The organism is Plesiomonas sp. ISS29 (assembly GCF_056522795.1).
On sequence record NZ_JAWRZQ010000001.1, the window covers coordinates 2569376 to 2594031 of the forward strand.

Sequence of the window (24656 nt, forward strand, 5' to 3'; positions counted from 1 at the left end):
GCTCTAGTTATGAGATGTAAACTCCAGTCTTTTTTGGAGAATTAAGATAGGCAGGTCAGAAACATGAATATGGTTCGGATTTCATATCTGCAATTGTTCCTTTACCTTCAGATAGATCCCCTCCTCTAACTCAACATCAATGGCTTTACGTCCCAGCTTTAATGCTGCTTTTATCGTAGAGCCGGAGCCCATAAAGAAATCCGCAACCACATCTCCTAGGCGATAGCTGGTGGCTATGATGTGCTCCATTAAGGCACTCGGTTTTTCACAAAGATGTTTGCCAGGATATGCCTGTATTGGTAGGAATGTCCATACATCGGTGTGCGGCACTTCTGCTGTCACGGAGAACGGGCGGCGGAAGCTTTCGTACTGCCGTTTCAAATCGGCATACTGTGCCACCAAGCCACTATATTCATCACTCAGTGCAGAATAGTGTCTCGCAAGTTCGCCATAACTTTCTTGCAGTACATTTCCTCTGCCCAGCTCTGCGGCCTTGTGGCTGAATAGATCTTGTAGTTGCTTATATTGGGTTTCGCTTGGCTGCTGCCACTGACTAGCGGCAAACCAGTGCGAACACATTTGGGTACCTGTCGCCTTGTTAATCTCTGCCGCGCTAATCCCCAGTGCTTTGCGTGCGTCACTGAAATAGCTAATCAGAGGTTTGAAGACCTCTTGCCGTAATGCCTTACACTTCACCGCATATCCGGACTGTCCTTTAACATAGCCCTCTGCCCCATAGTGTTCGGCAAAGATAATGCGCTCAGTAGCGGGAAAGAAAGAACGCAGATCCTCTTTACGCATACGTCGCCAAGGACCGGACGGTTTAGTCCACACAATATGGTTTAAGACTTTGAGTCGCTGTCGACCCATATCTCAGTGTCCGCCGCTAAGCGGGAATCACAGAACATGTATAGCGAGAGCCTAAAGTACATATCGTTCCCGCTCACATCCTCAGCCAAACCGGCCAACACCAATTGCGTCAATATCAACTGACACAGTGCCTATGTGAGGCCCGTGGCTCGTTCCATATCGACAGGCCCCACCCAGTTATCACTAGGAAGAAAGCGGTAAACGTTCTGTGCGGGAATTGTCATATCCACCTAATTTTGCATGTTTTTTCTCCATAAAATTGCCGTGACACACAAGTAACTCTGTCGCGCTAACACAGCAAGCTCTTCCGAAAAAAGGCACAAAAAAACCTGCTCGAGGCGGGTTATCAGGTTATAGGATGCAATTCACCACTATACGGTTTGCATATTAAATATGCCGCAAAACAAAATCTAGCCATATGGAAGGTTGTTAGTTCTTGTCGAAATTTCTGTTTTGCTAGCGCGCCCCAACCGTCGAGAATGCTTTTTACAAATTCAATTGCATGGGCCCAATCACGGCGCCAACCTTTACGTAAAACCGATGCCTCTAAACCGGTATCAGCTGCGAGTACGGCAATGTATTCTGCCGGTCGATACTGGGCATCAACGTCAGTGCCATGTCTAGCTACGTCATTGCAGATCAGAGGGATGAGTCGGATAAACGCATCCCAGCGATCTTCGGAAAGTTTAAAATCGGCATCACCATAGCGACCGACGAACTCACTCAGAACGACATCATATAACTCTTGTGCTCGTCCATCGGAAACATAACCCAGTGCAGCATAGACAACCAGTAACCAACTGGATAAATGGGAAGGTAGCTTATCAACTGCAGCGAGCACCTTTCCTTTATCCAGCATCTTGCAGATCTTTCTGTCTACAGTTCCATCACTGCCAGAAGTGAATTCGCCATAGCTGGTGGTTACGCCCTCTGTGGCTATGGTAATTGCTGCCGCAACTGGTTGCTGGTCAACATTAAGTACTAAACCCAAACGCCCTCCTTCATATCGATAACTTGCACAATATTATGAAACATTACCATTAATTAATTTCACAAAGAGAAGGATTCCTAACTAATCATGCGGTTTGTTGTTGCAAACAAGCAATAAATGCACGCTGTTGCATACAACTTCATTTTTAAGCCATACGTGCTGTTAAACATCAAATTTGGATAGATATCACACAACAGGTGGTCATCATAGCTGACGACACCATAGTATAAGATTATGATAACCAAACTATCTGCTTAATATTGCCGACACTAATTGTAACACAATTTAAATTTGCGCTTAAAGAAAATATATTTTTAAGTAAAAATCTTTCAAAACATCAAGGGATATAAAATGAGTAGCAACACTGAAAGTCGTATTGTCATCGGTTATTTAGATAGACCAAAACCAACATATGGCGATGATGCGTCATCAAAAATAAGCAAAGGGTTTATTAATGTTCTATTTGAAGAGTTTGATGACGGAGAAATAAAAAAAATAAATGAACGTATTTTTTTTGACGAAGCTGAAGAAGTCTTCATCATTGATGGATTCCAAGATGCCAAAGCACGCTACCACCGCAGATTAATACGCATTGAAGCAGTTCCTAATAATCTATATGAAGAAAAAAATGATGTCACTCGTTACGTAACATTTAAAAATAACATAAAAGAATTTAATGCACTTGGAATATTAGGCATGCTTCACATGAAGCTACCATCACCTCTCGATACAACTGACCTAGTGCTTCCTGTCATACCATCGACTCGTAGCTTCTACATAGTAGATGACGGTTTTGCTTATGGCCCTTTCAAATTCGAGCTTTCTACAGCTTGCCGTTCTAAAATTGAAACGTATATGGAGTTTACTGGACCTTATGAAGGTAACTTGCTGCTTAATATTGGCGCGGACCCTCTGAATACAAAGCAAAACTACATTTCAAAAGTTGAATACAATGCCATCAAGCCTCACCTAGTGTCTATTCATGGAGATGAATATTTACTCGACACATCAAAGATAAAAGATGCACCATATTCAGTTTGCCAATATATGATGAAAAACGATATTGTTGGTTTTCTGAGAAACTTAGCTGACAGACGAAAAATAACAAAACCAGCATTAACAGCTATTCGCATGGAGCTACAGGACAGAAAGCACCCGTTGACACAGGAAGGCAAAGACACAATACTAAAAATTTGCGAATCTGCAGCTGAAGATTCCGAGTGGCAAAAATTAATTATTGATATAGTAAATAACGATGAGAGCGGAAAAAAATTAATTGAGAGCTATGTAGAACTCAATAAAGAAAACTATATTGCCAGTTGGGATAAAATTGCAGCCGAAAAACATTCAAAGATTGATTTAAAGATTAAAGAGGCAGAACAAAGGCTGCAAGATGCAAAATCTAAAGTAGCAGAACAAGACCAGTTACTTGTAAACAAACAAAATGAATATGAAGCATTGCTTCAAGAAGAGTTAAATAATGTCCAGCTTGATGAGAAAATTCAAGAACGACGTCAAAGCCTTGATAGCGAAATTCAGGAACGCAAAGCTGAATTGAATAAGCTGAACGCTCAATGCAGTGAATTACAGCAATATGCTAATTTTGAAGAAGCCATTAAGCAGCATGAATCAAGTATGGACTATCTTGTTCGTCGGAAAGATCAACTAGAACAATCCATACATAAAGTTCAACAAACACTACGTTCTAATGAAATGGAGTTACAAACAGAGCTAAGAAAATTAGTTCCTTTCGTATCAACAATTATCCAAGCGCCAATAAACTCCGATTTAAAAGTTCAACCATTTAATACGCCAGAGCTTAAAAATATCGATTTTAAAGAAATGAGTCAAGCTCAAGCCGAGGTTTCAAAGCTTGTTAATTACATTGCAGGCCAGATGTCAAAAGAGTATAGCCGCTCATATTCTAATGAATTTATTTCGTCCGTGCTAGTTGCTCAGGCTCAATCACTAATAAGTATTTTCACCGGAGCTCCAGGCCTAGGCAAGACATCATTTGTGCGCCTACTCAAACGTATTTTGAAAATGGATGAGCGATTTATCGAAGTAGCTGTCGGTAGAAGTTGGGTCTCTGAACGTGAGTTTATTGGCTTTTTTAATAGCCTTTCTAACTCTTTCTCTCCAGCACCATCCGGTGTATATCAATTTCTAAAAGGCGTAAATAATGATACCGCACACTCAGCGCCACTAAGCTTGATGCTATTAGATGAAGCTAATCTTTCCGCAATTGAGCACTACGGTGCATTCCTCATAAATATCAGCGATGATGAAGCTGATAAGACATTAAGACTATCAAAAGAAGAAATTCGCATACCTGAATCTTTGCGCATAGTAGCAACGATAAACCATGACTTGACCACAGAAGCTCTATCTCCTCGCCTAATTGACCGAGCCCCTGTTATTCCATTTGATAGTTTCGTAGATGATAGCGTTGACTATATTGATGATATCGAATCTTATTCTAAGTTGTCATTCAAGACATTTTCTGATTTATTTGGAAAGAACGCCTACCTTAGGAAGCAGCTGAGCATTGACAACACATCTCTTCCTCAACAACTACAAGCTGTTGTTGATATGCTAGCAGATAGAGACGTTAAAAAAGGCCCTCCTATCATTTTGAGTCGACGTAAATTAGCAACTTTAGTGGACTATGTTTATGTTTTAACTTCTGTACTTAAAGTTACAGCGCAACTCAGCGATATTCCTGCATTAACAAAAGCTATAGATTTTGCTGTTTTATACTATGTCCTTCCATCTGTTCAAGGAAGTGGAGCTGGGGCTAAACTGCGACTCGAGTCATTAAATGAGTCACTAGAAAACTTAGATTTAGAGCTTTCCTTTGCTAAGCTATCTGATATTTTGGTACGAGGAGAACAAAATTTAGAAACTTATAACTTCTTCCATTATTAATAGATGGGGGAAGTTGTATTATGAGCATTCTTGATTTTTCACTTCTTAGTGACTCAAGGGTTATTAGCTTAATGGATCAAGATGAATCTATCATCTCGGTTCATGAGTATGAAACCGTATCATATAAAATAGTATCAGATGAACTATTACAACCAACATTACTGCTAGGAGACTACTCCTTACGTTTTGAGAAGCACTATAATCAGGATGGCTATCATGTGTATGAAAGCATTCCAAGCCAAGCTTTTAGAAATTTTGTTGGAATCACACATGCAGAAATAGTGAATGATAGCAATGCCAACACTGAGATAATTGCCATATCCCGCCCTATTAACGTTTACGCTAGTAAAATAAGCTATGAAAGAGCACTTAACTTTCTACGCTATATCATTAGTAAGGAAGACATAAGCTCAACATGTTTTTCAGTTACAAAGGGTGGAAGTGAAGCACAATGCTCATCAAATAATTTATCTGAGAAGCTAATTGCAGGGCTAAGGGCTGTTGAATATTTGAACAATGAGTGGGGTCGTTTTCATCATGACCCCTGTGTAAAAAATAGCAGTAAATCAGTTATCCGACCTTTCTCGCGATCAATGCCTGTTGATGACAGGACCATTGCATATTTATCAATGCACCCTGATAGCTTGACCCGTACGGATGCTCAATCTGGTGACGTGCTTATTCGCGGCCAACATTATGCGATACAGCACATAATTACTAATGAGATAAAGCAAAATCTAAATGTATTTGAAAATCAAGTTATTTTATACTTTCTAAAATCATTTTATCAGTTTATCATTCTGCTTAAATCAGAATTATCTACTGAGAAAAGTAACAGCGGAGTCTTATCCGTTAATGGCATTGATTATATATCCCTTGATCAGGTGCTTCGTGACTCAGGAATATTTATATCTTTTCAGCAAGAAAAGTTAGATGTTTCGTATGCAAGTGTAAGGCTAGCTCTAAGCCGACTACAACGTGACTTCAAATGTGTTCTAGATAAAAGCAAGAATTTACTGCCAACCCCAACTCAGCAAGTATTGAGTAAATCTCATTATATGGCACTCTATAAATTCATGGATGAATATTACAAAATTGGAGAACCATCTTGGCGAGGAACAAGTGAGCTTTATGGGATTAGAAATATTAGCAAATTGTATGAGTTTGTTGCCCTGATAAACATTCACCAATCTTTATCAGATCTAAACTTCAGTTTAAATGCAGCAAAGTATCTTGATATAGATGGTGTGGAAATTTTACGACCGCTAAATGAACCGTGCAATGTTTATACCTTTAAACATCCATCAGGATTAATAGTTAAGCTACTATATGATATACAAACAGGCAGCTTAGAGGACTTATCTAACCCAGTATTAGGTAAGCTCTATGATATGAAGCATAAAGTAAAAACGAGGACGTGGCGGCCAGATTTTCAAATCAGAGTCAGTGGTGATAGAGGCGTTGAGTGCCATATTTTAGATGCCAAATACTCCAATAGAAAAAATGTGAATGAACGTCACATTCCTGAGTGTGCTAGAAAGTATGGGTTAGAAACTAGAATGTATAACATAGTAGGCGGGAAGCCGAAACTTACTGTACCGGACTCCGTCACAATAATTTACTCTGGTGAATCAACACCATATATTTCTCTATACAGAGCTGTCTCATCTAGTAGCATCAGTAATCTAGTAGCCAATAGCAAGCCACAAATTGGTTCTATTGGGTCAACTGAAGGCGACATTAAGCAGTTAACAGCCATCATAAATAAATTAATCAGCAAAAGTATTAATATAGGGGATACGCTGGTACTACATAACTAAGGCTAACACATAATTAAAGGAGCCTTGCTGGCTCCTTATTATTTTAATTAACAATAGAATCTTATCTAATCACACACAGTCAAAATGTAATTGTAGTGGCTGTAGTAGCATAGTGAATTTGGCCAACTAATAAGAAATGTTATGGCCTCACTCATAATCCATTTAGGTGGCAACATGAATAAAAGTAAACGTGCACGATATAGCTGCAATTAAGCTCGAAACTGCTCAATTAGTCGTTGATCATGGTTATACACAAGACGCGGCAACAAAAGCATGATCGTGAGTAAATCGACGGTCAGTAAGCGAGTAACACAACTTCAAATCGAGCGCTAAGGTCTTACACCTAAAGTCTCTCCAATGACACCTTAGCAGATTGAAATCAGAGCACTTAAACACTAAATTGAACGGATTAATCTCGAGAAAGGAACCTTAAAAAAGGCTACTGTAGATTCAAGTGTTCATCGCAATACCCAACGCCATCATGTCTGATGGCGTTTTAAACTTAAATGTTTTCCTAGGACGTTCGTTCAATTGACGTGCGGCAGCATTGAGCTGTTTTTGCGTATGAACTGATAAATCTGTTTTCTTTAGGAAATAATGACAAATAAGTCTATTGGTATTTTCATTGGAGCCTCTTTGCCAAGAACATTGTAGATCGCTATAGAGTTATATACTCTATGCTTTATATACATACTGAAGCACTCATTTTATTGCAGGGAAAATCTAACTATGTAATGCTACATAAAGAGATGCTTACTCGCACTAATTTCAATTTAATTGCCAACATGAATAATACATTTTGTAACATCACACAAAAAATTAAACAACTGACGCTTCATTTTGAGCTCAAAAAAATCTCTGCCATTGATGTGGTAGCATCAGTTTTAGCTGTGGCACTTGCCATTTATTTTGCCCATATATTGAAGTTTGAATACGCAACGTGGGCGGCATTTAGTGCTTATGTTGTTATGCGGCCTCTGTTTATCCAGACCTTTAAGCGTGGTGTATTGCGGATACTCGGCACTCTGCTTGGCGGAGTATGCGGAACGCTATTTGCACTCTTTTTTCAGCATGAGTTATCATTAATCACCGTTTGCAGCCTGTTTTTTATTGTAAACTGTATTACGGCATATTGTACTAACACAGCTTCGAATGAATATAATTATGCCATATTATTCTTTGGTTTAACCTTCACGCTGATTGTAGGCTATGCTTTTATCTATCCGGCACAAAATATCACTCAAATCGGTATAATGCGCGCCAGTGATGTCACACTCGGCTCAATATCTACCATTCTTATCAGTGGTCTTATATGTTGGATTTTTAAACGTAATAAAATACCTCCCGCAACCATGGCGAGTGCATCACAAATAAATAAATCGGTGAGTATTCAAACCGAAAAAAATCAAGAATCTAATATTCAAAAAGACAACTATATTCCGTTCTCATTACTTGCTGGGCTATCAATTAGCCTGACGCCAATTACCACACTATTCACCCACAGTGCTATGTTTATACAAGCTGCGGTGACTATTTTAGCGGTATCTAACCAGCCACGTACGGTGACATCAGCAAACCTTCCAGCCGCAACCATAACCAAACTGCATTATCGTGCCATTGGTTGTTTATTAGGCGCATCAGTAGGTATTATCTTTAATATCATCAGTGTCTATTTTGCTTCCTATTTGTTATTAATGATACTAACGTTAATTGGCACAGCAATAGGAAAAATAGTACAAGATAGCAGTGCCGAATCATCGTATATCGGCACTCAGTTTTCAGTCGGTTTATTAATGGTATGTGTACATAACTCCGCATCATTTATGAATGATCACTACGGTATTTATCGGTTTTTAGGTGTACTTACCGGTTTTCTGATCTATCTGCCTACACTTATACTTTTTAATCTCTATCTCAAAAAAAGTCGACTCTAAATACCGGCTTCTCAAGGGCAAGATAGAGATTAGATATTATTTACTTTCCCGATAACGGCAGGTTATTTTTTGAGTCAGTGAATTAAGCTCATCAAGCATTCGGTTAATCAGCCCTAACTGCTGTAAGACAAACCGGGCATCGTTATCCTGCAAATCTTGCTCTAATAATGATTGCGCAAAGAGATGGGTATTATTTACTTCAACACAAGCGGATGACTCTTGCAACTGAGCCGACATAATGTGTAATTGCGACAAAATATGCTGAGTCACATTTTTAAGCAATGCACGGGCATCGGCATTTTCCGGAAGTTTGCTGCGGTGCGCACCCAATGCCGAGATATATCCCAGCATGGCGTGATTTAAACACAGAACCCGAAAGCTCTCATCTAAAATCAGACGTGATTTCAGCGGCTCAGTGGTCATATTCGAGATAACTGATGCTAGCTCGGCATCGGCATTATGCGCGGCTCGGCGCGCAACCCGATAGCGTAAACTGTCATCTTTTCCCTGCTGATACTGGGCAATAATTTCGGTTAAATAGTGCGCGTTACTGTCAATGGCGTTTTGTATCACACGCGGTAAACGGCGGTAACGCCAATCAGGCCAGATATAGGTCACAGCCAGCCATGCAATAGCGCAACCGATTAATGTATCAGTAACTCTGGGAATCGCCACATCAAACCCTGCTCCCATCAGATTGAAACAGAACAGAACTAGCATGGTAATAAATGCGGTAGCATAGCCGTATTGTACGGTACGAAAAGCAAAAAACAGTACACCTAACAGCACAATCAGCAGTAATTGCCCCTCTAACGAAGGGATAATATAGAGCAGTGGCAAACCGCCGATAATACCGGCTAACGTACCTAGAACCCGCTGGCGTAACCGTAACTGTGTGGCACTGTAGTTCGGCTGGCAGACAAACAAACTGGTAAGCAAAATCCAGTAACCGCGTTCCATATTGAATGCCATGATCAGCGCATATCCGGCACACAAGACTAATGACATTCTCACCGCATGCCGAAATAACGCAGAACCCGGTGTTAGCTGATCGCGGATACGCCGCCATATATCAGAAAAGCTATGTAAACCATCATCGGCCAGCGTATTATCCTGCGGTAAACTGATCATTTTATCGGAATTGATATGGGATAATTGCCAGTCAATAGCCTGCAAATTACGCAGAACAAAACTCAGTGATGCCAGTAACCGCTTGTCTTCCTTTTTTTCTGGCTGATGCCGCTCTAATGCGCTATTCAACAGCGAAAATGCCCGTTCAAAGCGAAAATCATGGTGATACTCATTCCCTTCAATGATCGCCTGTGCCAACTGGCGACAGGCTTTTGCTTGTAACATCAGCAGACGCTGGAAACGAAACAGCACATCAGAGTGGCGAAAGCGCTGCGCTAAGGCATGGTATTGATTGTGCGTAGAGCTGGCACGTTCATGAATATCTTGCGCTACAAAGTAATAGCGCAATAATCGGCGCGTACTGCGCTGGCCGCGATCACCTTTCAAACGGGCAAACAGTGATAATTTGGTTTTATTCAGTGTACTGACCAGCGCACTGTTGCTCAGTGCAACACTGATTTGCAGCTCATCGTAGCGATCTACCTCATCAGGGTCAAAAAATGCACTTTTTGCATCCAAATAACGGGCCAGTTGCTCGTAACAAGCCGCCATATTCTCCTGCACCGGGCGTACCGGGCGTAGTACATAACCGAGCAGCGAAATTACGCTATACCAGAGCGCTCCGGCCAGTAACATAGCCGGTTGCTGATACCAATTATCGAACAGTGAAACGCCCAGCATGGTGTAAATGGCAATCAGCAGAGCACCAAATGCAATGGTGGCATAACGCTGGCCAATCGCGCCTAACATGATGAAACTAAATGAAGAGAGCAATAACCCCAGAGCAAACAGCCATGGATACGGAAACAGTAATTCAATAGAGACCGAGGCCACCAAAAAACAGATCAACGTAATCAGTATGTTACGCAACCTGCCGGTTAACCTATCATCCAAATCAGTCAGTGCTGCAGCCACTACCCCAAGCGTTACCGGAATGGTTGAGAGCACATCTCCCATCAGCCACGGGAAAAGTGCCGCACCGCTTAGCGCTACAAAAATTTGCGTGCAGTATAAAACTCGGCTGTTATTGAACAGATGACGCAATCGGGATAATGAACCTACAAACGGCACTACAACATTCCTGACTGATTTAACGGCGATAACGATCTAACGTGATATTGGCTTTTTCAGCACGGATCTGGCGAGCAATTTCATTCGGAACAACACGGCGGCCTACCGGCCAGAGTGCAACAACTGCCAATTTGAAATGTGCGATCCCGACAGGAATACCAATAATAGTGATGCACTGTGCGATACCTACCATGATATGCACAATACACAACCACCAGCCGGCCATCACAAACCAGATAATATTCAGGATAAAACCACCGGCAGCCAGAAGGCCATTACTGCGGTTTTCCAAATCATCGACCTTCACCACATCGTTACCGTAAGGCACTAACGACATTTTGGTGATTTCCCAACAAGAGCGGGTTAGCGGTAAGGTAATAATACAAATAATGCTTAAGAGTGTTGCCAGCAGCCAGCCCAACGTGGTGATAAACCCACCCATCACAAAGTTAAAAATATTCAGTACAGTCGCCATCATCAGGGCGTTCCTCAAGGTAAAAGGCCATAGCTATACTGATTTTAACGTTTTTTTGTGTAAAACGGCAGGATCTTATCTCTGAACTGCTAGCAAGTTGTGTGTAGCGGATAAAAATCAGCCTAAACGCTCACGCAGATAGCGCGGGTAATCGGGGATCTCAATGCTAACTTCTTCAGAAAACAGCGCTGACTTGACCAAGAAATTGGCACTAGCACGGTTAGTTGCAATCGGAATATTCCAGACAGCTGAAATACGCAGCAACGCTTTCACATCCGGATCATGCGGTACGGCATTCAGCGGATCCCAAAAGAAAAACAGTACATCAATTTTGCCTTCTGAAATATACGCGCCAAGTTGCTGATCGCCACCCATCGGGCCGCTGAGCAAGCTGTTGATCGATAATCCGGTAGCACGCGAGATCATCGCCCCAGTTGTACCGGTAGCATACAGATCGTGCCCACGCAGTTTCTCTATATTTTCGTTTACCCAGCGTAATAACGCCTCTTTGCAGTGATCATGAGCAACCAGTGCTACTTGCTTGCGCGCAGGCATAATTCGGGTAGTGGTATGCATAACAGATTCCTTTTTCGGATGGTGTTTTTTACGAACAGGTGCGTTTATACAACCAAAACAGCACCTATTCGCGTTCACACCTCTAAAGATTAAAAAGCAACAGCGGATAACGCTTACTTACGTGCATTACTCTGCGCCCAGCGCATAAAACGTTGCTGTGTTTTAGTATCTGCCTGCTGAAACCAATACTGCAACATCTGCTCTGATACGTTCTCACCTTTTAACGTTACCGTTTGCTGGCTCACCGCTTGTGTTGGCGATGCCGCAGGCGCTGCCCCCGCGGTAACAGGTACCGTTAATGTCGCTGCCATCGCTGGCGCTAAATCTGCCAGAGCCGCTGCAGCACTCGAATGGTTGTATGTTGCCAGAGCGTCTTGCATATTGCGCGATGACATCAAACCATCAACACTCAGCACATCCGATTTATACGGGATATTTTTTCCAGCCTGATCCACTAAACGAAAGTTCAATGCCTGATTAAAGCGCTTCCCTTCACTGTCAGTATCTAAACGCGGTAAGGCTATCGATACTTTTTGATCAGCGGTTGTATCAAAAGAGACAATAATAGGTGATGAAGTAAACAGCGTCTGATCAGAGCCTGAGCGGACAATTTTTTCCACACGAAACAGTATCTGACTGGTGCTATTTGGCAGTTCGACATAATTTGTCGACTTCAATAGGCTACTCGACACTTTATTACCGTCGACCATCAGTAGTTCAATGTCATTCGATACACTCAGGCTGGCAGCCAGCAAGGGCGCTGAACAGGATAACGCCAGCATCCCAGCGTAAAGATGGCGCAATTTCATGTGAATCTCCTATTATTGACTGGGTGTCGTACTGTCAACGGCAATAGCGACAATTCTCAGGGCATCCACTGATGCCATTTCTTATCAAAAACTGAATAAAAAGATGCCGAATCATACAACACTTTGCAATCACTTCCTGAGACAGATATAACGCTGTGATACAGATCAACTCAGTTCCCCCATTAATAACAGGAGTTTGCGATGAACGATCAGAGTATCAGACAGATATTACAAACAACCCGCACCATTGCACTGGTCGGTGCAAGCGATAAACCTGAACGGCCAAGCTATCGGGTCATGAACTATCTTTTGCAGCAAGGTTATCGGGTCATTCCGGTCAATCCTGGCCTAGCTGGAAATACGATTTTGGACCAAACCGTGCAAGCAAGTTTGAGTGAAATCAGTGAACCAGTTGATATGGTTGATGTTTTCCGTAGTGCCGATGCCGCTTATGCCATTGCACAAGAAGCAATAGCGATTAACGCAAAAACCTTATGGCTGCAACTGGGGATCATCAATGAAGAAGCAGCCACACTGGCTGCTGCTGCGGGGTTGCAGGTGGTGATGGATCGTTGCCCAAAAATTGAGTTACCGCGCCTTGATTTGGCAAAACCTTGTCTTGAATCACCTACTGACTAACTCAGAATTTGCAGGCTACGAGTACCGTATTTACACTCGTAGCCACAAAAAAGCATGCGCGGTATATAGACTTAATGCAGCGTACGTGGCAGTGCTAGCTGCTCTTGAATTGCCTCGGCAATATCATCCATATCCGGTTGATCCGGATGCAAGGGCAGAGTTTCCTGATCCAACTGAACTTCGGCAATATAGGTATGCACCTGCTCACCAACCTCATTTTGCATCAGCACATGATACCAAGGCGCACTGCACAAGGCTTCATCGAGCCCCATCTCTGCCGGTGTTGGCTCTTGCAGTGAATAATTCGCATCGACATCAAGAATAACCCCAAGAAAGCCCAGCATTCTATGGCGAACTTGCTGTCCGGGTTTAAATTTTACGGCAATCATGATGCCCTCCTCGATAATCTGCAGCTCTCTCTTTCAATCTGGGGGGATTACTGCAAAATATCAAGCATAACGAACAAATATTATGCTTTTTTCCAACCATTGAAGGCAGCGCGAAACCGCTGCAACAGGGTACTTTTGCACCCTGCTGAGTGAAGATTTATCGGAGTCAATACACTTTAATGTGCGGCATTTTAAACTACGCGGCAAGCAAACCCTTTCAGATATAAGCCTTCTGGATAGGTACTGATCACCGGATGATCGGCTGCCTGTGAGAAGTAATCTACAAATTGCACTTCACGTTTAGCATCGAGCGCAGCATCGGCCAGAATTTTCTGGAACAGACCTGACTCCATCAGACCTGAACAGGAGTAACTCAGCAGCATTCCCTCAGGATTCAACAACTGCATTGCCAACATATTGATGTCTTTGTAACCACGGCAACCACCGGCCAGCTGACTTTTGTTTTCAACAAATTTCGGCGGGTCCATGATAATGACGTCAAATTTCTCACCTTTATCACGGTATTCACGCAGTAATTTGAACACATCAGCGCGTACAAACTCAGCTTTGCTCATATCAAAACCGTTAAGCTCTGCGTTTTGACGGGCAATATCAAGCGCCGGCTGCGAGATATCAACGTTAACGACGCTGTCACAACCGCCTTTTAGTGCAAACAAACCAAATGCACCGGTATAACAAAAACAGTTTAATACTCGCTTTCCAGCCACATAGCGGCTGGCAGATAAACGGCTTTCACGCTGATCAAGATAAAAACCGGTTTTATGGCCGCCTTTAATATCCACCATAATCTGCACACCATTTTCACGAATAGGCAGATGCTTGGGCGGCTCTTCTCCAAACAGTACGCCGGTGGTTTCAGCCAGCCCCTCTTTTTTGCGTACCGCAACATCAGAGCGCTCATAGATGTTGCACTCTGGGAAGCATTCACGCAGCGCATTGATTAACGTCAGACGATGAAAATCGGCACCCGCAGAGAGCAGTTGCAGTACCAGATAGTTATCGTAGCGATCGATAGTGATCCCCGGCAAGCCATCTGATTCGGCGGCGATCAAGCGATAACCGGTTAGATCATCACGCGCAGCAACTACATTGCGCCATGCTTGCGCTTGCTTAAGTTTGCGAACAAAAAATGCCTGATCGATCTCTTCGTTGCTGTCAAATGTCCACACACGAGCACGAATTTGTGAATCGGCTGACCATGCGGCACGCGCCAGAAAGTGGCCGCCCTTATCACGCACATCGACGGTTTCACCAGAAAGTGGTTTTCCTTCCACACGCTCAATAGCGCCTGAAAAGATCCAAGGATGACGACGTAGCAGCGATTTTTCGCGGCCTTTTGCCAGAATTACACGTGCAGACATAGTTTATGCGCTCAAGAGCTGATCAAAATAGGCCGCTATTTTCGGTGAGCCACTGCATAAATGCAATCAACCTGACCAGCTATCTGCCGTTATCCCGATAATTTATGGCCTGATGCTCATATTAATTTAATATACTTTGGGATGGATAAGGTTAAAATATGAACAATAATTACTGTATTACCTATTATAGATTTAGTTCTGACAGCAGCTTTATCATGCTCTGCAGCCATGACAGCCTATCATCCTCTAGGGGGGATCATATATGAGTAAGATCAGTATGAAAATCTGTATCGCAGGCCATGTTCAGGGGGTAGGGTTTCGCTATTTTACCCAGCAACAAGCCCAGCGGCTCGGTTTGAAAGGCTATGCCCGCAATTTAAGTGATGGCCGAGTAGAGGTTCTAGCCTGTGGTGATGAGCTAGCAATCAATACACTGATTAACTGGCTCAGTGAAGGCCCCCGTTCAGCCAATGTGGAGTGTTTGATGGCTGAAGAAGTGCCTTTTTGTGAGCTAACGGAATTTGAGGTACGTTAACAGCGCTGTTCACGCTCAATCAACGCAGTTCCCGGCAGATTGCATGATTAGATAACGGGACAACCAAATCAGATACATTTTACCGGCTTGGGTAAACCGGCAATTTTGGTGGCCTGCTTAGCTGGCCCTTCTGGAAATAGTTTGTATAAATAGCGGCTGTTACCCTTCTCTTCCCCGTATTTTTGCGCCATCGCTTTTACCAGCATACGGATGGCCGGCGAGGTGTTGTACTCTTGATAAAACTCACGCACAAAGCGTACCACTTCCCAATGCGCTTGCGATAAGGTGATGCCTTCACCTTCTGCTATTAGCTCGGCTAATGCTTCATGCCAGTCTTGACTGTTTTTTAGATAACCTTTCGCATCAGTTTCAATCTGATGGCCTTGATATTCCAACATGGGTTTTCTGCTTCTTACTTGATCGTGTTATTGAGTAAAAAACCCTGCAAAAGCAGGGTTTGATGTTAATACGCTGAGTAATACTCGGCTGAATGCCAATTATATTACTTATCACGTTATCACGCATATACTGCGTTACGGCAGATTATTCGTCGCGCATGATACCCAGAATGCTCAGCAGGCTGATAAACAGGTTATATAACGAGACATATAGGCTGACAGTTGCACGGATATAGTTTGTTTCCCCGCCATGAATAATATTGCTGGTTTCAAACAAAATCATGCCGGATGAAAACAGAACAAACAGTGCGCTGATAGCCAGATTCATTGCCGGCATCTGTAAGAAGATACCCGCTACCATCAGGATTAACAGTGCAATAGCACCCGCTGTCAGCATGCCGCCCATAAAAGACATATTTTTACGGGTTGTCAGCACATAGGCTGAACAGCTAAAAAAGACCAGAGCCGTGCCGCCAAGCGCGGTCAGAATGACATCACCTGCGCCGGCTTTAAGAAAAGCACCGAGCAACGGGCCAAGGGTGTAACCCATAAAACCGGTCAGCGCAAAAACGGCAATCAGCCCTTTGGCACTGTTGGCATAGCGTTCAGTCATAAACAGCAGGCCATAAAAACCCACCAGCGTTAACAGAAAGCCCGGACGAGGCCAGCCCATCAGCATACTGGTTGTGGCAATAGCCGCAGAGAATGCGAGTGTTAAGCCGAGCAAGAAATAGGTATTTCGCAACACCTTATGTGTGCTCAGCAGACTCGTTTCACGTTGTGTGATAACGATAGGTTCCATGGTCTTATCCTTATTTATCAATCAAAAAATAACGTTATGTTGTGAAAAATGTACACAGCAAAAAGCGCATTACGCAGATATCTCTACTGTAGCGGCCTGAATATTGTTTTTGTTCCGGTATCATAACGGATTATTGTAGCTTGTGTTTCCTATATATGGGCTTGTGTGACGAAGTTCAAGTCTGCACCCCTACACATTTTGAACGCAAAACAGGATAAAAGTGCCGATAAAATGTGCGGAGTGTTGAAAATGTGCGCACTCAGTTTTGCCGGGGGTTTACATTGGCAAAGTAGATCTCTATAGTGCGCATCACCCGAGTGGAGGAGTGGCCGAGCGGTTGAAGGCACCGGTCTTGAAAACCGGCGACGCGAAAGCGTTCGTGAGTTCGAATCTCACCTCCTCCGCCACTTCGGGTCTACATTTTTCTTATCTCTTCGTTTTGTCTCTTCGTAATGCTGTAACTCTTCTTTCGTTCCTCTCTCTTGTTTACCTTTTTTGCTTTATCCCATACTGTTATGTTTTCGCTCTGTTTTATCTTTTTTGTGCTGTAATACCGTGACTTTATACACGCAAGGAACTGATCACCATGTACCAAAAATTGGGGCTGGGTGCATTACTCATTGGGCTGATTGCGCTCTATTTTATTTTTGGGCTACAGCACATTTTGACGCTCGAACACCTGCAAGAGCGCTATACGGCACTTTTACTCTGGCGAGATGCTGCCCCGTTTCAAGCATGGTTGGTTACCTTTATATTGTATATTGCTGTTGTTGCGCTCTCTCTGCCCGGTGCAACCATTATGACTCTGGCAACCGGTGCGCTGTTTGGCTTACCGCAGGGGGTAGTTTTGGTCTCTTTTGCCTCAAGTATCGGGGCAACACTGGCGTTCTGGGTTTCCCGCTATTGCCTGAAAGAGAGCGTAGAGCGGCGTTTTCCGGCTCGTTTACAGACAATAAATGCCGGATTAGCCAAAGAAGGGTTGTTGTATTTACTGACGCTGCGCTTAATCCCTCTGTTTCCGTTTTTCTTGGTAAATATTCTAATGGGGCTGACGCAGATACGCAGCCAAACCTATTACTGGGTTAGCCAGCTAGGCATGCTGCCAGCTGCGCTGATTTATGTGAATGCCGGCACTCAACTGAGCCAGATTCGTCACCCCGCAGATATTTTATCGCCTATTATTCTGATCTCTTTGCTGCTTATCGGTATTTTTCCTATTTTCATAAAACGGTGTATCAGTAAGCATGCCAAATCAGTGAAATAATCTGCACATGTTTGTCGCGTATGGTGATGTAGCGTATAACGCCATCAGCGCGCAGCTGCCATACTGAATACTCAGACCTGAAGACCGATTTTCCCTCAAGGATGATAAACCATGTTTACCCGTTTCTGTTGTTTGGCCATGCTGTGGCTTATCTCTGGTTTGCTTTCCCCCCACATAAGTTATGCCGCCAACAGCAATCAGTGGGCAGAGCTCGAACAACAAGCCAGAGGGCAGACACTCTATTTCAATGCGTGGGGTGGCAATGAAAACACCAATACTTACCTACAATGGGCGGCCAAAGAGGCAAAACAGCGCTACGGTATTGAGGTTATTCATGTCAAAACGGCTGATATCAGTGAAGCTATTACGCGTATTCAGGCGGAAAAAAGAGCGGGCAGAGATCAAAAAGGTTCGGTTGATTTGTTGTGGATCAACGGTGAAAATTTCCATATTTTAAAGCAGTCTGGTTTACTTTACGGCCCGTGGGCAGAGAACTTACCTAATTGGCAATATGTGGATCAATCTAAACCGGTTACCGTTGATTTTTCTGTACCAACCGAGGGTTTTGAAGCACCGTGGGGGCTGGCACAACTCACCTTCATTACTGACCGACAATACACTACCTCACCGCCGAACTCTGCCGCCGAACTACTGACATTTGCCCACCAGCATAGTGGGCGCGTAACCTACCCGCAGCCGCCTGCTTTTCACGGTGTGGCGCTGTTAAAACAACTGCTGCTTGAGCTTGCTCCTCACCCTGAATGGCTGCAACAACCGGTGTCAGAACCCGCATTTACACAAGCCACTGCACCATTATGGCGCTACCTTGATCAACTGCACCCACTATTATGGCGACAAGGGCGCAGTTTTCCGCTGAGTGCCGCGACCATGAACACTATGCTGGCCGACGGTGAGCTGGTGTTGTCTCTGACCTTTAACCCGAATGAAGCGGCCAGCTTAGTGCGGCAAGAGCGCCTACCGCCGAGTGTGTATAGCTTTGGGTTCTCTGCAGGTATGCTCGGTAATGTTCACTATCTGGCCATTCCGTTTAACTCAAGCGCCAAGGCTGCCGCACAAGTTTTTGCCAATTTTTTGTTGTCGGCTCAAGCCCAGAAACGTAAAGCTGATATCGCTATTTGGGGTGATCCTTCAGTATTAAAACAGCAAGAGCCTACGCTTTCGGGGGATAACCGCACAGCAACATCAACAGAAGCTGGTTCTGTTGCATCGATTCCGGTATTGGCTGAACCGCATGCTAGCTGGGTTGCACCGTTAGAGCAGGAGTGGCTGCGCCGTTATGGCAATCAGCCATAGGAAACCGGGAAGCCTGCGCAAGAATGCCAAATAATATACCAAACAATATGCCCAATAATGACAGCGCGGCCGGCTACAATATCAGCCGATACCTACGGGAAAAATGGCTATCGGTTTGTGCCACCCTGCTGGTAGGGCTGATATTTATACCCGTTGTCATCGGCATGCTGCAAACCTCTGCGCCATTATTCCATTGGTCGGCATGGCATAGTCTGCTTTCCGCTCCGCAGTTTGTTGCCGCGCTATGGCTGACCCTCAGTTCAACGATTGGCTCAACATTGCTGGCACTGGGGCTGATGTTGCTGACCGTTATCAGCTATTACGCTAGCCCGAAATGGCTAAAAATCGGCCGCCAACTTCCGCTATTGTTGGCGCTGCCGCATATGGCATTTGCGGTTGGCATCGCATTTCTGGTTGCCCCCTCGGGTGGGTTCTCCCGCTTGCTTGCCCCCCTCTTTGCATGGTCTACCCCCCCAGTGTGGCAAACAATCCATGACCCTTATGCCATCACGCTGACGCTGACTCTTGCTCTCAAAGAGAGCTGGTTTTTGCTCTGGGCAATGTCAGCGCTGCTGCAAAAACAAACTATACAACAACAGCTAACCGTCGCGCGCAGTTTAGGCTACGCCCATCGGCAAATTTGGTGGCATATTCTGCTGCCACAACTGCTGCCACAACTAAAATGGCCGCTGATTGCCGTTGCCGCTTACAGTATCTCGGTGGTGGATATGGCGCTGATCCTTGGGCCGACAACACCGCCGACACTGGCCGTGCTGATCAATCAGTGGCTCAATGACCCTCGAACGCTGATTCAGCAACAGGGCAACACGGCCAGCCTGCTGCTCCCGATATTACTACTGGGGTTATGCTTGTGCAGCAAGGTGTTGTGGCATGTTATCGCGCGTACATGGCAACACCCGCGCGGTATTCGTTGGCATAATATCAATCATATTGATTATCCGCAGACAACAAAAATAGGCTCTATCACCGCCCGCATAACCGTGTATTTATCACAGTATTTTTTACAAGTTATATCAAAACCACTTCAGCTTCTATTCTGCTGGTTTCCCTTTGCTTTAGGCTGGCTTAGCCTGCTGATCATCGTCCTTTGGTCTGTTGCTGATGGCTGGTTTTTCCCTGCTTTGTGGCCGACTCACCTCAGCCTTCACGCGTGGCTGAATAGTGACTACACGCCGCTATTTCATACTCTTAGTATCGCGCTAATCAGCATAATCATTGCACTGCCAGTTGCCCTATGCTGGCTGGAGTGGGGGCCAAAAGCCTTCCATTCAGCGCTCTATTTCCCGCTGATTATTCCGTCCTTACCACTGGTCAGCGCACAATATTGGGTTCTGTTGCACGCCGAGCTTGATGGCGGCTATATTGCGGTAATTTGGAGTCATCTGCTGTGGGTCTTTCCCTACATGCTGCTCATACTCAGTAGCCCTTATCGCGCCGTTGATCCTCGGTTTGTTATCACCGCAAAAACCTTAGGTTATAACCACTGGAGAAGTTGCCTGCACATCAAATGGCCGCTGCTGCGCCAGCCGATTTTACTGGCCTGCGCCGTGGGGATCTCAGTCAGTGTGGCACAATACTTGCCAACACTGTTTGCGGGGGCGGGTAAAATATCAACAGTAACAACCGAAGCGGTAACACTGAGTGCGGGCGGAAATCGCCGAATACTGGCTATGCAGGCATTACTACAAACCCTGTTTCCTCTTTGTGCATTTGCGTTTGCCACGCACTTTGCGCACAAGCACAAAAATAAAACCAAAAACACAGCCTAACGGTGGGATACATACCAACCCGCTAAATGTAAGGATATTACCCATTGAGTACCGTACCCACCCAATACAGCTTAAGACTTGATAATGTCTCTCTGCGCACTATTCAGCCGACAATCACGGCTGCATTGCACATTGGCCCATTAAGCCTGAATGTCTGTGGCGGGGAAATTGTCACGCTCATGGGCGCATCTGGATGTGGTAAATCCACCCTACTCAGCTGGATGATTGGCAACCTGAACCCCGCATTTCACGCCAAAGGCTCACTGTGGCTGAACGACACTCAGGTTGATTTGCTTCCCACCGAGCAGCGCAAGATAGGCATTTTGTTTCAAGACGATCTACTCTTCCCGCATTTAACCGTAGGTGGAAATCTTGCTTTTGCACTTCCAGCGGGAAAAAGTAAAGCCGAACGGCAAGAGGAAATTGAACAGGCGCTGTCGGAAACAGGCTTAAGCGGCTTTTATCACCGCGATCCGCACACTCTTTCTGGCGGCCAACGGGCGCGAGTCAGCCTGTTACGCACGCTACTGGCCTCTCCACATGCACTGTTGCTAGATGAACCATTTGCTAAACTCGATCACTCCCGCAGACAGCAACTACGTGAATTTGTGTATGAACAGATAAGCCAACGGAATATCCCCACACTGCTGGTAACCCATGACTCTGCGGATGCTCCACCACAAGGGCGCATCATCACGCTGATATCTACTCCAGAGCATCCTGAGGACCTGCACAATGCTTGATAGATTCGTTCTAACCTACACTCGTCCGGTACAAACGTGGTTGGCACGTCGAGCAATACAGTCGGGTTTTACCGCTGATCGGCTAACGCTGCTCGGGTTTGCTATTGGTATCAGCGTGATCCCCCTGCTGGCATTTCAGTTACCGTTATGGGCGCTCGCGGCAATACTGCTTAACCGTATTATTGATGGTCTCGACGGTACTGTTGCCCGATTGAGTACGCCGACCGATCGGGGTGGTTTTTTAGATATTGTACTCGATTTCTTATTTTACTCTGCTGTTCCGCTGGGGTTTGCGCTCTATTCTCCGGCTGAAAATGCGTTAGCGGCAGCAACACTAATTTATGCGTTTATTGGAACCGGTTGCAGCTTTTTGGCATTTGCGATTATTGCCGAAAAGCGCGGATTAGCCAGTACAGCCTATCCACAAAAAAGTTTTTATTACTTAGGAGGATTGACCGAAGCCAGTGAAACTATCTTGATCTTTGCCTTAATGTGCCTGTTTCCGCAATGGTTTAGCCCACTGGCCTACCTGTTTTCCGCACTTTGCCTGTTTACCACACTGACTCGTATTTATGCCGGTTGGCAGGTTTTCGCTTCGGAATCAACAGCAGCAAAATAACCACGCTTTATTCCCCAGATTTTATGCAACCAAAACGGTGCAATAGTACTGACTATCACACCGTTTGTAGTATTTATGACACGTATTATATGCCGCTAATTATTACGTAGTACTAATTAGCAATGGTGTCCGAATAATTGAATATAACCCATTTATTGTGCTTTACGCTCACCGGTAACAATCGGGTTCGCGGGGTCTAAACTCCACTCATACCAACCACCGTCATACACACTGACATTCTTCCAACCCATAATCCACGCATAGAAAAAAGCTTCAGAAGCACGCCAGCCCGTACCGCAATAAAATGCTACTTTATCAGTGGGTTGGATATTCCAGTTTTCCCACATTGTTTGCAATTCAGAGGCTGTACGCATAGTGCCATCAGGGTTGTGCAGATCTTCTACGTGATTAGCATCACTGCCACCACCGCCCCACTTCGCACCGGGAATATCGCCTTTAGCCTTGATATAGCTGTAACCACTGGTTTCCCCGATAAACTCAGGCCAGCTACGAATACTGACCAGCGAGGTATTTTTCTGCTGCAGCATCTCTTTTGCCTGTGCCAAAGAGATCAGGTATTCAGGATGAACCGGAATTGTCGCACCGAAACTTTTTGCTGGTGTTACCGTTTTAGGTAACCCTAACTCTGTCGGGTAACCGGCTTTGCTCCATGCAGCCCAACCACCATCAAGCAAGCGCACATCTTTTACACCGGCATACATCAGTATATTCGCTGCACGCGCGGCTGCCATGGTTTCACGCCCGTATAAGATAACCGGCGTATCTGCGGTAATTCCCTGCTCTAACAGCAGTTTCTCCAGCGCCGAGTTATCCACTTTATTCCATAACGGCTCTGACTCCAGTGAGTTGGTATCAATGTAGCCAGAATTTGGAATATGCCCCAGCAAATACGCCTTTGGCATTCCCCACTCAACAGCAATCACTTTCCAGTTATTTTCCGGCGCATTAACAACCGGCTTTCCGGCCGATAAATCAGCCAGCCAGCTCACGGGAACCAGCTTTGTGTACTGCGGCAGCACATTTAACCGATCTGTCTCAGTCAGCGCATCATCCAACCTATAAATAGTATGGAAACCCAATGCAGCCAAACGCTGCTGAACCTGTGTCACCTCAAGTGATGAGCCATACAATGCCACCGGCTTTTCAGCCGTCAGTCTCTTTTGCGCCAGTAATTCGCGTAATTGCTGATCATTAAGATCAGGTAACCAGATAGCAGCAAGATTCAGGGCATCAGGCTCATGCCCGCTGATCGTACTGCCAGGCTCTGGCCAGCCGTTATAATTGGCACTAGGGCGGGTATCAATAAGAGGAATATGCTGAGTAACGGCTTGCTTAACAGAGAGTTTCGGCAATGATAAAGCGGATATTTTAGCAGGCTGTGCAACGGCAGAGAAAGCCCAAAAAGATAAAATTGACCACGCAAGCAGTGCAATACACTGCTTGATCCGTTTTCGCGCATTTTTTAGTTTGTTATTTTCAGTATTCACGGTAATCCTCTAATAAAAGATGACAGTCAGTAGATGCCGTGAATTATAACAAGATGACTTCGCTATTTAACGGTTAAATGGCTTTTTGATCTCAAAACAGCCTGAAAAGCAGGGGTAATCACACCCCTGCTGCCACAATACAGTCTGTTACACTATGATATTTTAAATTCAGCGTTTAATACTCAACAGCTCAACATCAAATATCAGGGCTGCACCGCTCGGAATTTTACCCGCAGCACGATTACCGTATGCCAATTCATTAGGAATAAAAAAGCGGGTTTTCTCACCAACAACCATCAGTGGAATACCTTGCGTCCACCCTTTAATCACGCGATTTAAAGGCAGTGCAATCGGTTCGCCACGCTCAACTGAGCTGTCAAAAACAGTGCCGTCAATCAGCGTACCGTGATAATGCACTGTGACGGTATCTGCCGCCGTTGGGTGTTCAGTACCGCTTCCCGCCTGTAAAACTTGGTACTGCAAACCGGAATCTGTTGTGATTACACCCGGTTTAATTTTATTTTGTGCTAAGAAATCAATACCTGCCTGATGATTCTCAGCAGCCTGACCTGAATTCCCCGACATATTTTTGATGAAGAAAATCACCACAATAATGACAGCCAAAACCAATATGATTTTCGACATCGACATGCCCTCATAAATAATCA

At 44.6% G+C, this 24656-nt stretch carries 22 protein-coding genes, 1 tRNA gene and 2 pseudogenes; 12 read left to right on the forward strand and 13 right to left on the reverse strand.

Annotated elements, in window-relative coordinates:
* Window positions 1-81: 81 nt before the first annotated feature.
* Both AC1HDJ_RS11480 and AC1HDJ_RS11485 read right to left on the reverse strand, forming a co-directional pair.
* Complete coding sequence (locus AC1HDJ_RS11480; RefSeq protein ID WP_479535932.1) at window positions 82-801, reverse strand: DNA methyltransferase; 720 nt, start codon at window positions 799-801, stop codon at window positions 82-84.
* 415 nt (window positions 802-1216) lie between these two features.
* Window positions 1217-1861, reverse strand: a complete 645-nt coding sequence (locus tag AC1HDJ_RS11485) for a hypothetical protein (protein WP_479535933.1) — start codon at window positions 1859-1861, stop codon at window positions 1217-1219.
* Between the two features lie 351 nt (window positions 1862-2212).
* Here AC1HDJ_RS11485 and AC1HDJ_RS11490 point away from each other — a divergent pair, with 351 nt between their 5' ends.
* The 3 genes and pseudogenes from AC1HDJ_RS11490 to AC1HDJ_RS11500 all read left to right on the forward strand — a co-directional run.
* On the forward strand, window positions 2213-4789 hold the full coding sequence (locus AC1HDJ_RS11490) for a hypothetical protein (protein WP_479535934.1): 2577 nt from the start codon (window positions 2213-2215) through the stop codon (window positions 4787-4789).
* Window positions 4790-4809: 20 nt separating this feature from the next.
* A complete protein-coding gene (locus AC1HDJ_RS11495) occupies window positions 4810-6609 on the forward strand; it encodes a hypothetical protein (protein WP_479535935.1) in 1800 nt (599 codons plus the stop codon).
* A gap of 174 nt (window positions 6610-6783) precedes the next feature.
* A pseudogene (locus AC1HDJ_RS11500) lies at window positions 6784-7005 on the forward strand (transposase); the annotation flags it as partial.
* Window positions 7006-7059: 54 nt separating this feature from the next.
* Here AC1HDJ_RS11500 and AC1HDJ_RS11505 read toward each other — a convergent pair.
* Window positions 7060-7257, reverse strand: a pseudogene (locus AC1HDJ_RS11505) (transposase); the annotation flags it as partial.
* A 29-nt stretch (window positions 7258-7286) separates the two neighbouring features.
* On the opposite strand from AC1HDJ_RS11505, the gene AC1HDJ_RS11510 reads away from it, so the two are divergent.
* Window positions 7287-8543: an FUSC family protein gene (locus tag AC1HDJ_RS11510; RefSeq protein ID WP_479537749.1), complete on the forward strand. Its 1257-nt coding sequence runs from the start codon at window positions 7287-7289 to the stop codon at window positions 8541-8543.
* Window positions 8544-8579: 36 nt separating this feature from the next.
* Here the strand turns inward: AC1HDJ_RS11510 and yccS are convergent, their stop codons facing one another.
* From yccS to AC1HDJ_RS11530, 4 genes are all read right to left on the reverse strand, one after another.
* Window positions 8580-10745 (reverse strand): YccS family putative transporter, encoded by a 2166-nt coding sequence (yccS, locus tag AC1HDJ_RS11515; RefSeq protein ID WP_479535937.1) that lies wholly within the window; start codon window positions 10743-10745, stop codon window positions 8580-8582.
* Window positions 10746-10764: 19 nt separating this feature from the next.
* On the reverse strand, window positions 10765-11220 hold the full coding sequence (locus AC1HDJ_RS11520; RefSeq protein ID WP_479537117.1) for a YccF domain-containing protein: 456 nt from the start codon (window positions 11218-11220) through the stop codon (window positions 10765-10767).
* Window positions 11221-11337: 117 nt separating this feature from the next.
* On the reverse strand, window positions 11338-11796 hold the full coding sequence (locus tag AC1HDJ_RS11525) for a methylglyoxal synthase (protein WP_479535938.1): 459 nt from the start codon (window positions 11794-11796) through the stop codon (window positions 11338-11340).
* A 113-nt stretch (window positions 11797-11909) separates the two neighbouring features.
* Window positions 11910-12605 carry a DUF2057 family protein gene (locus AC1HDJ_RS11530; protein WP_479535939.1) on the reverse strand — a complete coding sequence of 232 codons (696 nt, stop codon included), beginning with the start codon at window positions 12603-12605 and terminating at the stop codon, window positions 11910-11912.
* Between the two features lie 201 nt (window positions 12606-12806).
* Here AC1HDJ_RS11530 and AC1HDJ_RS11535 point away from each other — a divergent pair, with 201 nt between their 5' ends.
* A complete protein-coding gene (locus tag AC1HDJ_RS11535; protein WP_479535940.1) occupies window positions 12807-13244 on the forward strand; it encodes a CoA-binding protein in 438 nt (145 codons plus the stop codon).
* A gap of 71 nt (window positions 13245-13315) precedes the next feature.
* Here the strand turns inward: AC1HDJ_RS11535 and hspQ are convergent, their stop codons facing one another.
* The gene (gene hspQ, locus AC1HDJ_RS11540; protein ID WP_479535941.1) at window positions 13316-13633 is read right to left on the reverse strand and encodes a heat shock protein HspQ; all 318 of its coding nucleotides are present in this window, start codon (window positions 13631-13633) and stop codon (window positions 13316-13318) included.
* A 191-nt stretch (window positions 13634-13824) separates the two neighbouring features.
* Window positions 13825-15015, reverse strand: a complete 1191-nt coding sequence (locus tag AC1HDJ_RS11545) for a class I SAM-dependent methyltransferase (protein ID WP_479540340.1) — start codon at window positions 15013-15015, stop codon at window positions 13825-13827.
* Between the two features lie 262 nt (window positions 15016-15277).
* Between AC1HDJ_RS11545 and yccX the strand changes: the two genes are divergently transcribed.
* Window positions 15278-15550: an acylphosphatase gene (yccX, locus tag AC1HDJ_RS11550; protein ID WP_479535943.1), complete on the forward strand. Its 273-nt coding sequence runs from the start codon at window positions 15278-15280 to the stop codon at window positions 15548-15550.
* Between the two features lie 68 nt (window positions 15551-15618).
* On the opposite strand, the gene tusE is transcribed toward yccX, so the two are convergent.
* Together tusE and AC1HDJ_RS11560 are read right to left on the reverse strand one after the other, a co-directional pair.
* Window positions 15619-15948 (reverse strand): sulfurtransferase TusE, encoded by a 330-nt coding sequence (gene tusE / locus AC1HDJ_RS11555; RefSeq protein WP_479535944.1) that lies wholly within the window; start codon window positions 15946-15948, stop codon window positions 15619-15621.
* A 145-nt stretch (window positions 15949-16093) separates the two neighbouring features.
* Entirely contained in the window at window positions 16094-16750 is a 657-nt protein-coding gene (locus AC1HDJ_RS11560) for a Bax inhibitor-1 family protein (protein ID WP_438622071.1), read from the reverse strand.
* Window positions 16751-17069: 319 nt separating this feature from the next.
* On the opposite strand from AC1HDJ_RS11560, the gene AC1HDJ_RS11565 reads away from it, so the two are divergent.
* The 6 genes from AC1HDJ_RS11565 to AC1HDJ_RS11590 all read left to right on the forward strand — a co-directional run bounded on the left by AC1HDJ_RS11565 (window position 17070) and on the right by AC1HDJ_RS11590 (window position 22480).
* Window positions 17070-17157, forward strand: a tRNA-Ser gene (locus tag AC1HDJ_RS11565).
* Between the two features lie 179 nt (window positions 17158-17336).
* Entirely contained in the window at window positions 17337-18014 is a 678-nt protein-coding gene (locus AC1HDJ_RS11570; protein WP_479535945.1) for a TVP38/TMEM64 family protein, read from the forward strand.
* A 111-nt stretch (window positions 18015-18125) separates the two neighbouring features.
* Window positions 18126-19328 (forward strand): ABC transporter substrate-binding protein, encoded by a 1203-nt coding sequence (locus AC1HDJ_RS11575; protein WP_479535946.1) that lies wholly within the window; start codon window positions 18126-18128, stop codon window positions 19326-19328.
* 23 nt (window positions 19329-19351) lie between these two features.
* Entirely contained in the window at window positions 19352-21118 is a 1767-nt protein-coding gene (locus AC1HDJ_RS11580; RefSeq protein WP_479535947.1) for an ABC transporter permease, read from the forward strand.
* 92 nt (window positions 21119-21210) lie between these two features.
* Window positions 21211-21861 (forward strand): ATP-binding cassette domain-containing protein, encoded by a 651-nt coding sequence (locus tag AC1HDJ_RS11585; RefSeq protein ID WP_479537119.1) that lies wholly within the window; start codon window positions 21211-21213, stop codon window positions 21859-21861.
* Window positions 21854-22480, forward strand: coding sequence for a CDP-alcohol phosphatidyltransferase family protein (locus tag AC1HDJ_RS11590; protein ID WP_479535948.1), 627 nt, complete (start codon window positions 21854-21856; stop codon window positions 22478-22480). Before AC1HDJ_RS11585 ends, AC1HDJ_RS11590 begins: the two co-directional genes overlap by 8 nt.
* A gap of 152 nt (window positions 22481-22632) precedes the next feature.
* Here AC1HDJ_RS11590 and AC1HDJ_RS11595 read toward each other — a convergent pair whose 3' ends face one another.
* Both AC1HDJ_RS11595 and AC1HDJ_RS11600 read right to left on the reverse strand, forming a co-directional pair.
* Entirely contained in the window at window positions 22633-23946 is a 1314-nt protein-coding gene (locus tag AC1HDJ_RS11595) for a sulfurtransferase (protein ID WP_479537121.1), read from the reverse strand.
* 210 nt (window positions 23947-24156) lie between these two features.
* Window positions 24157-24633, reverse strand: a complete 477-nt coding sequence (locus tag AC1HDJ_RS11600; protein ID WP_479535949.1) for an FKBP-type peptidyl-prolyl cis-trans isomerase — start codon at window positions 24631-24633, stop codon at window positions 24157-24159.
* Between the last annotated feature and the right edge of the window lie 23 nt (window positions 24634-24656).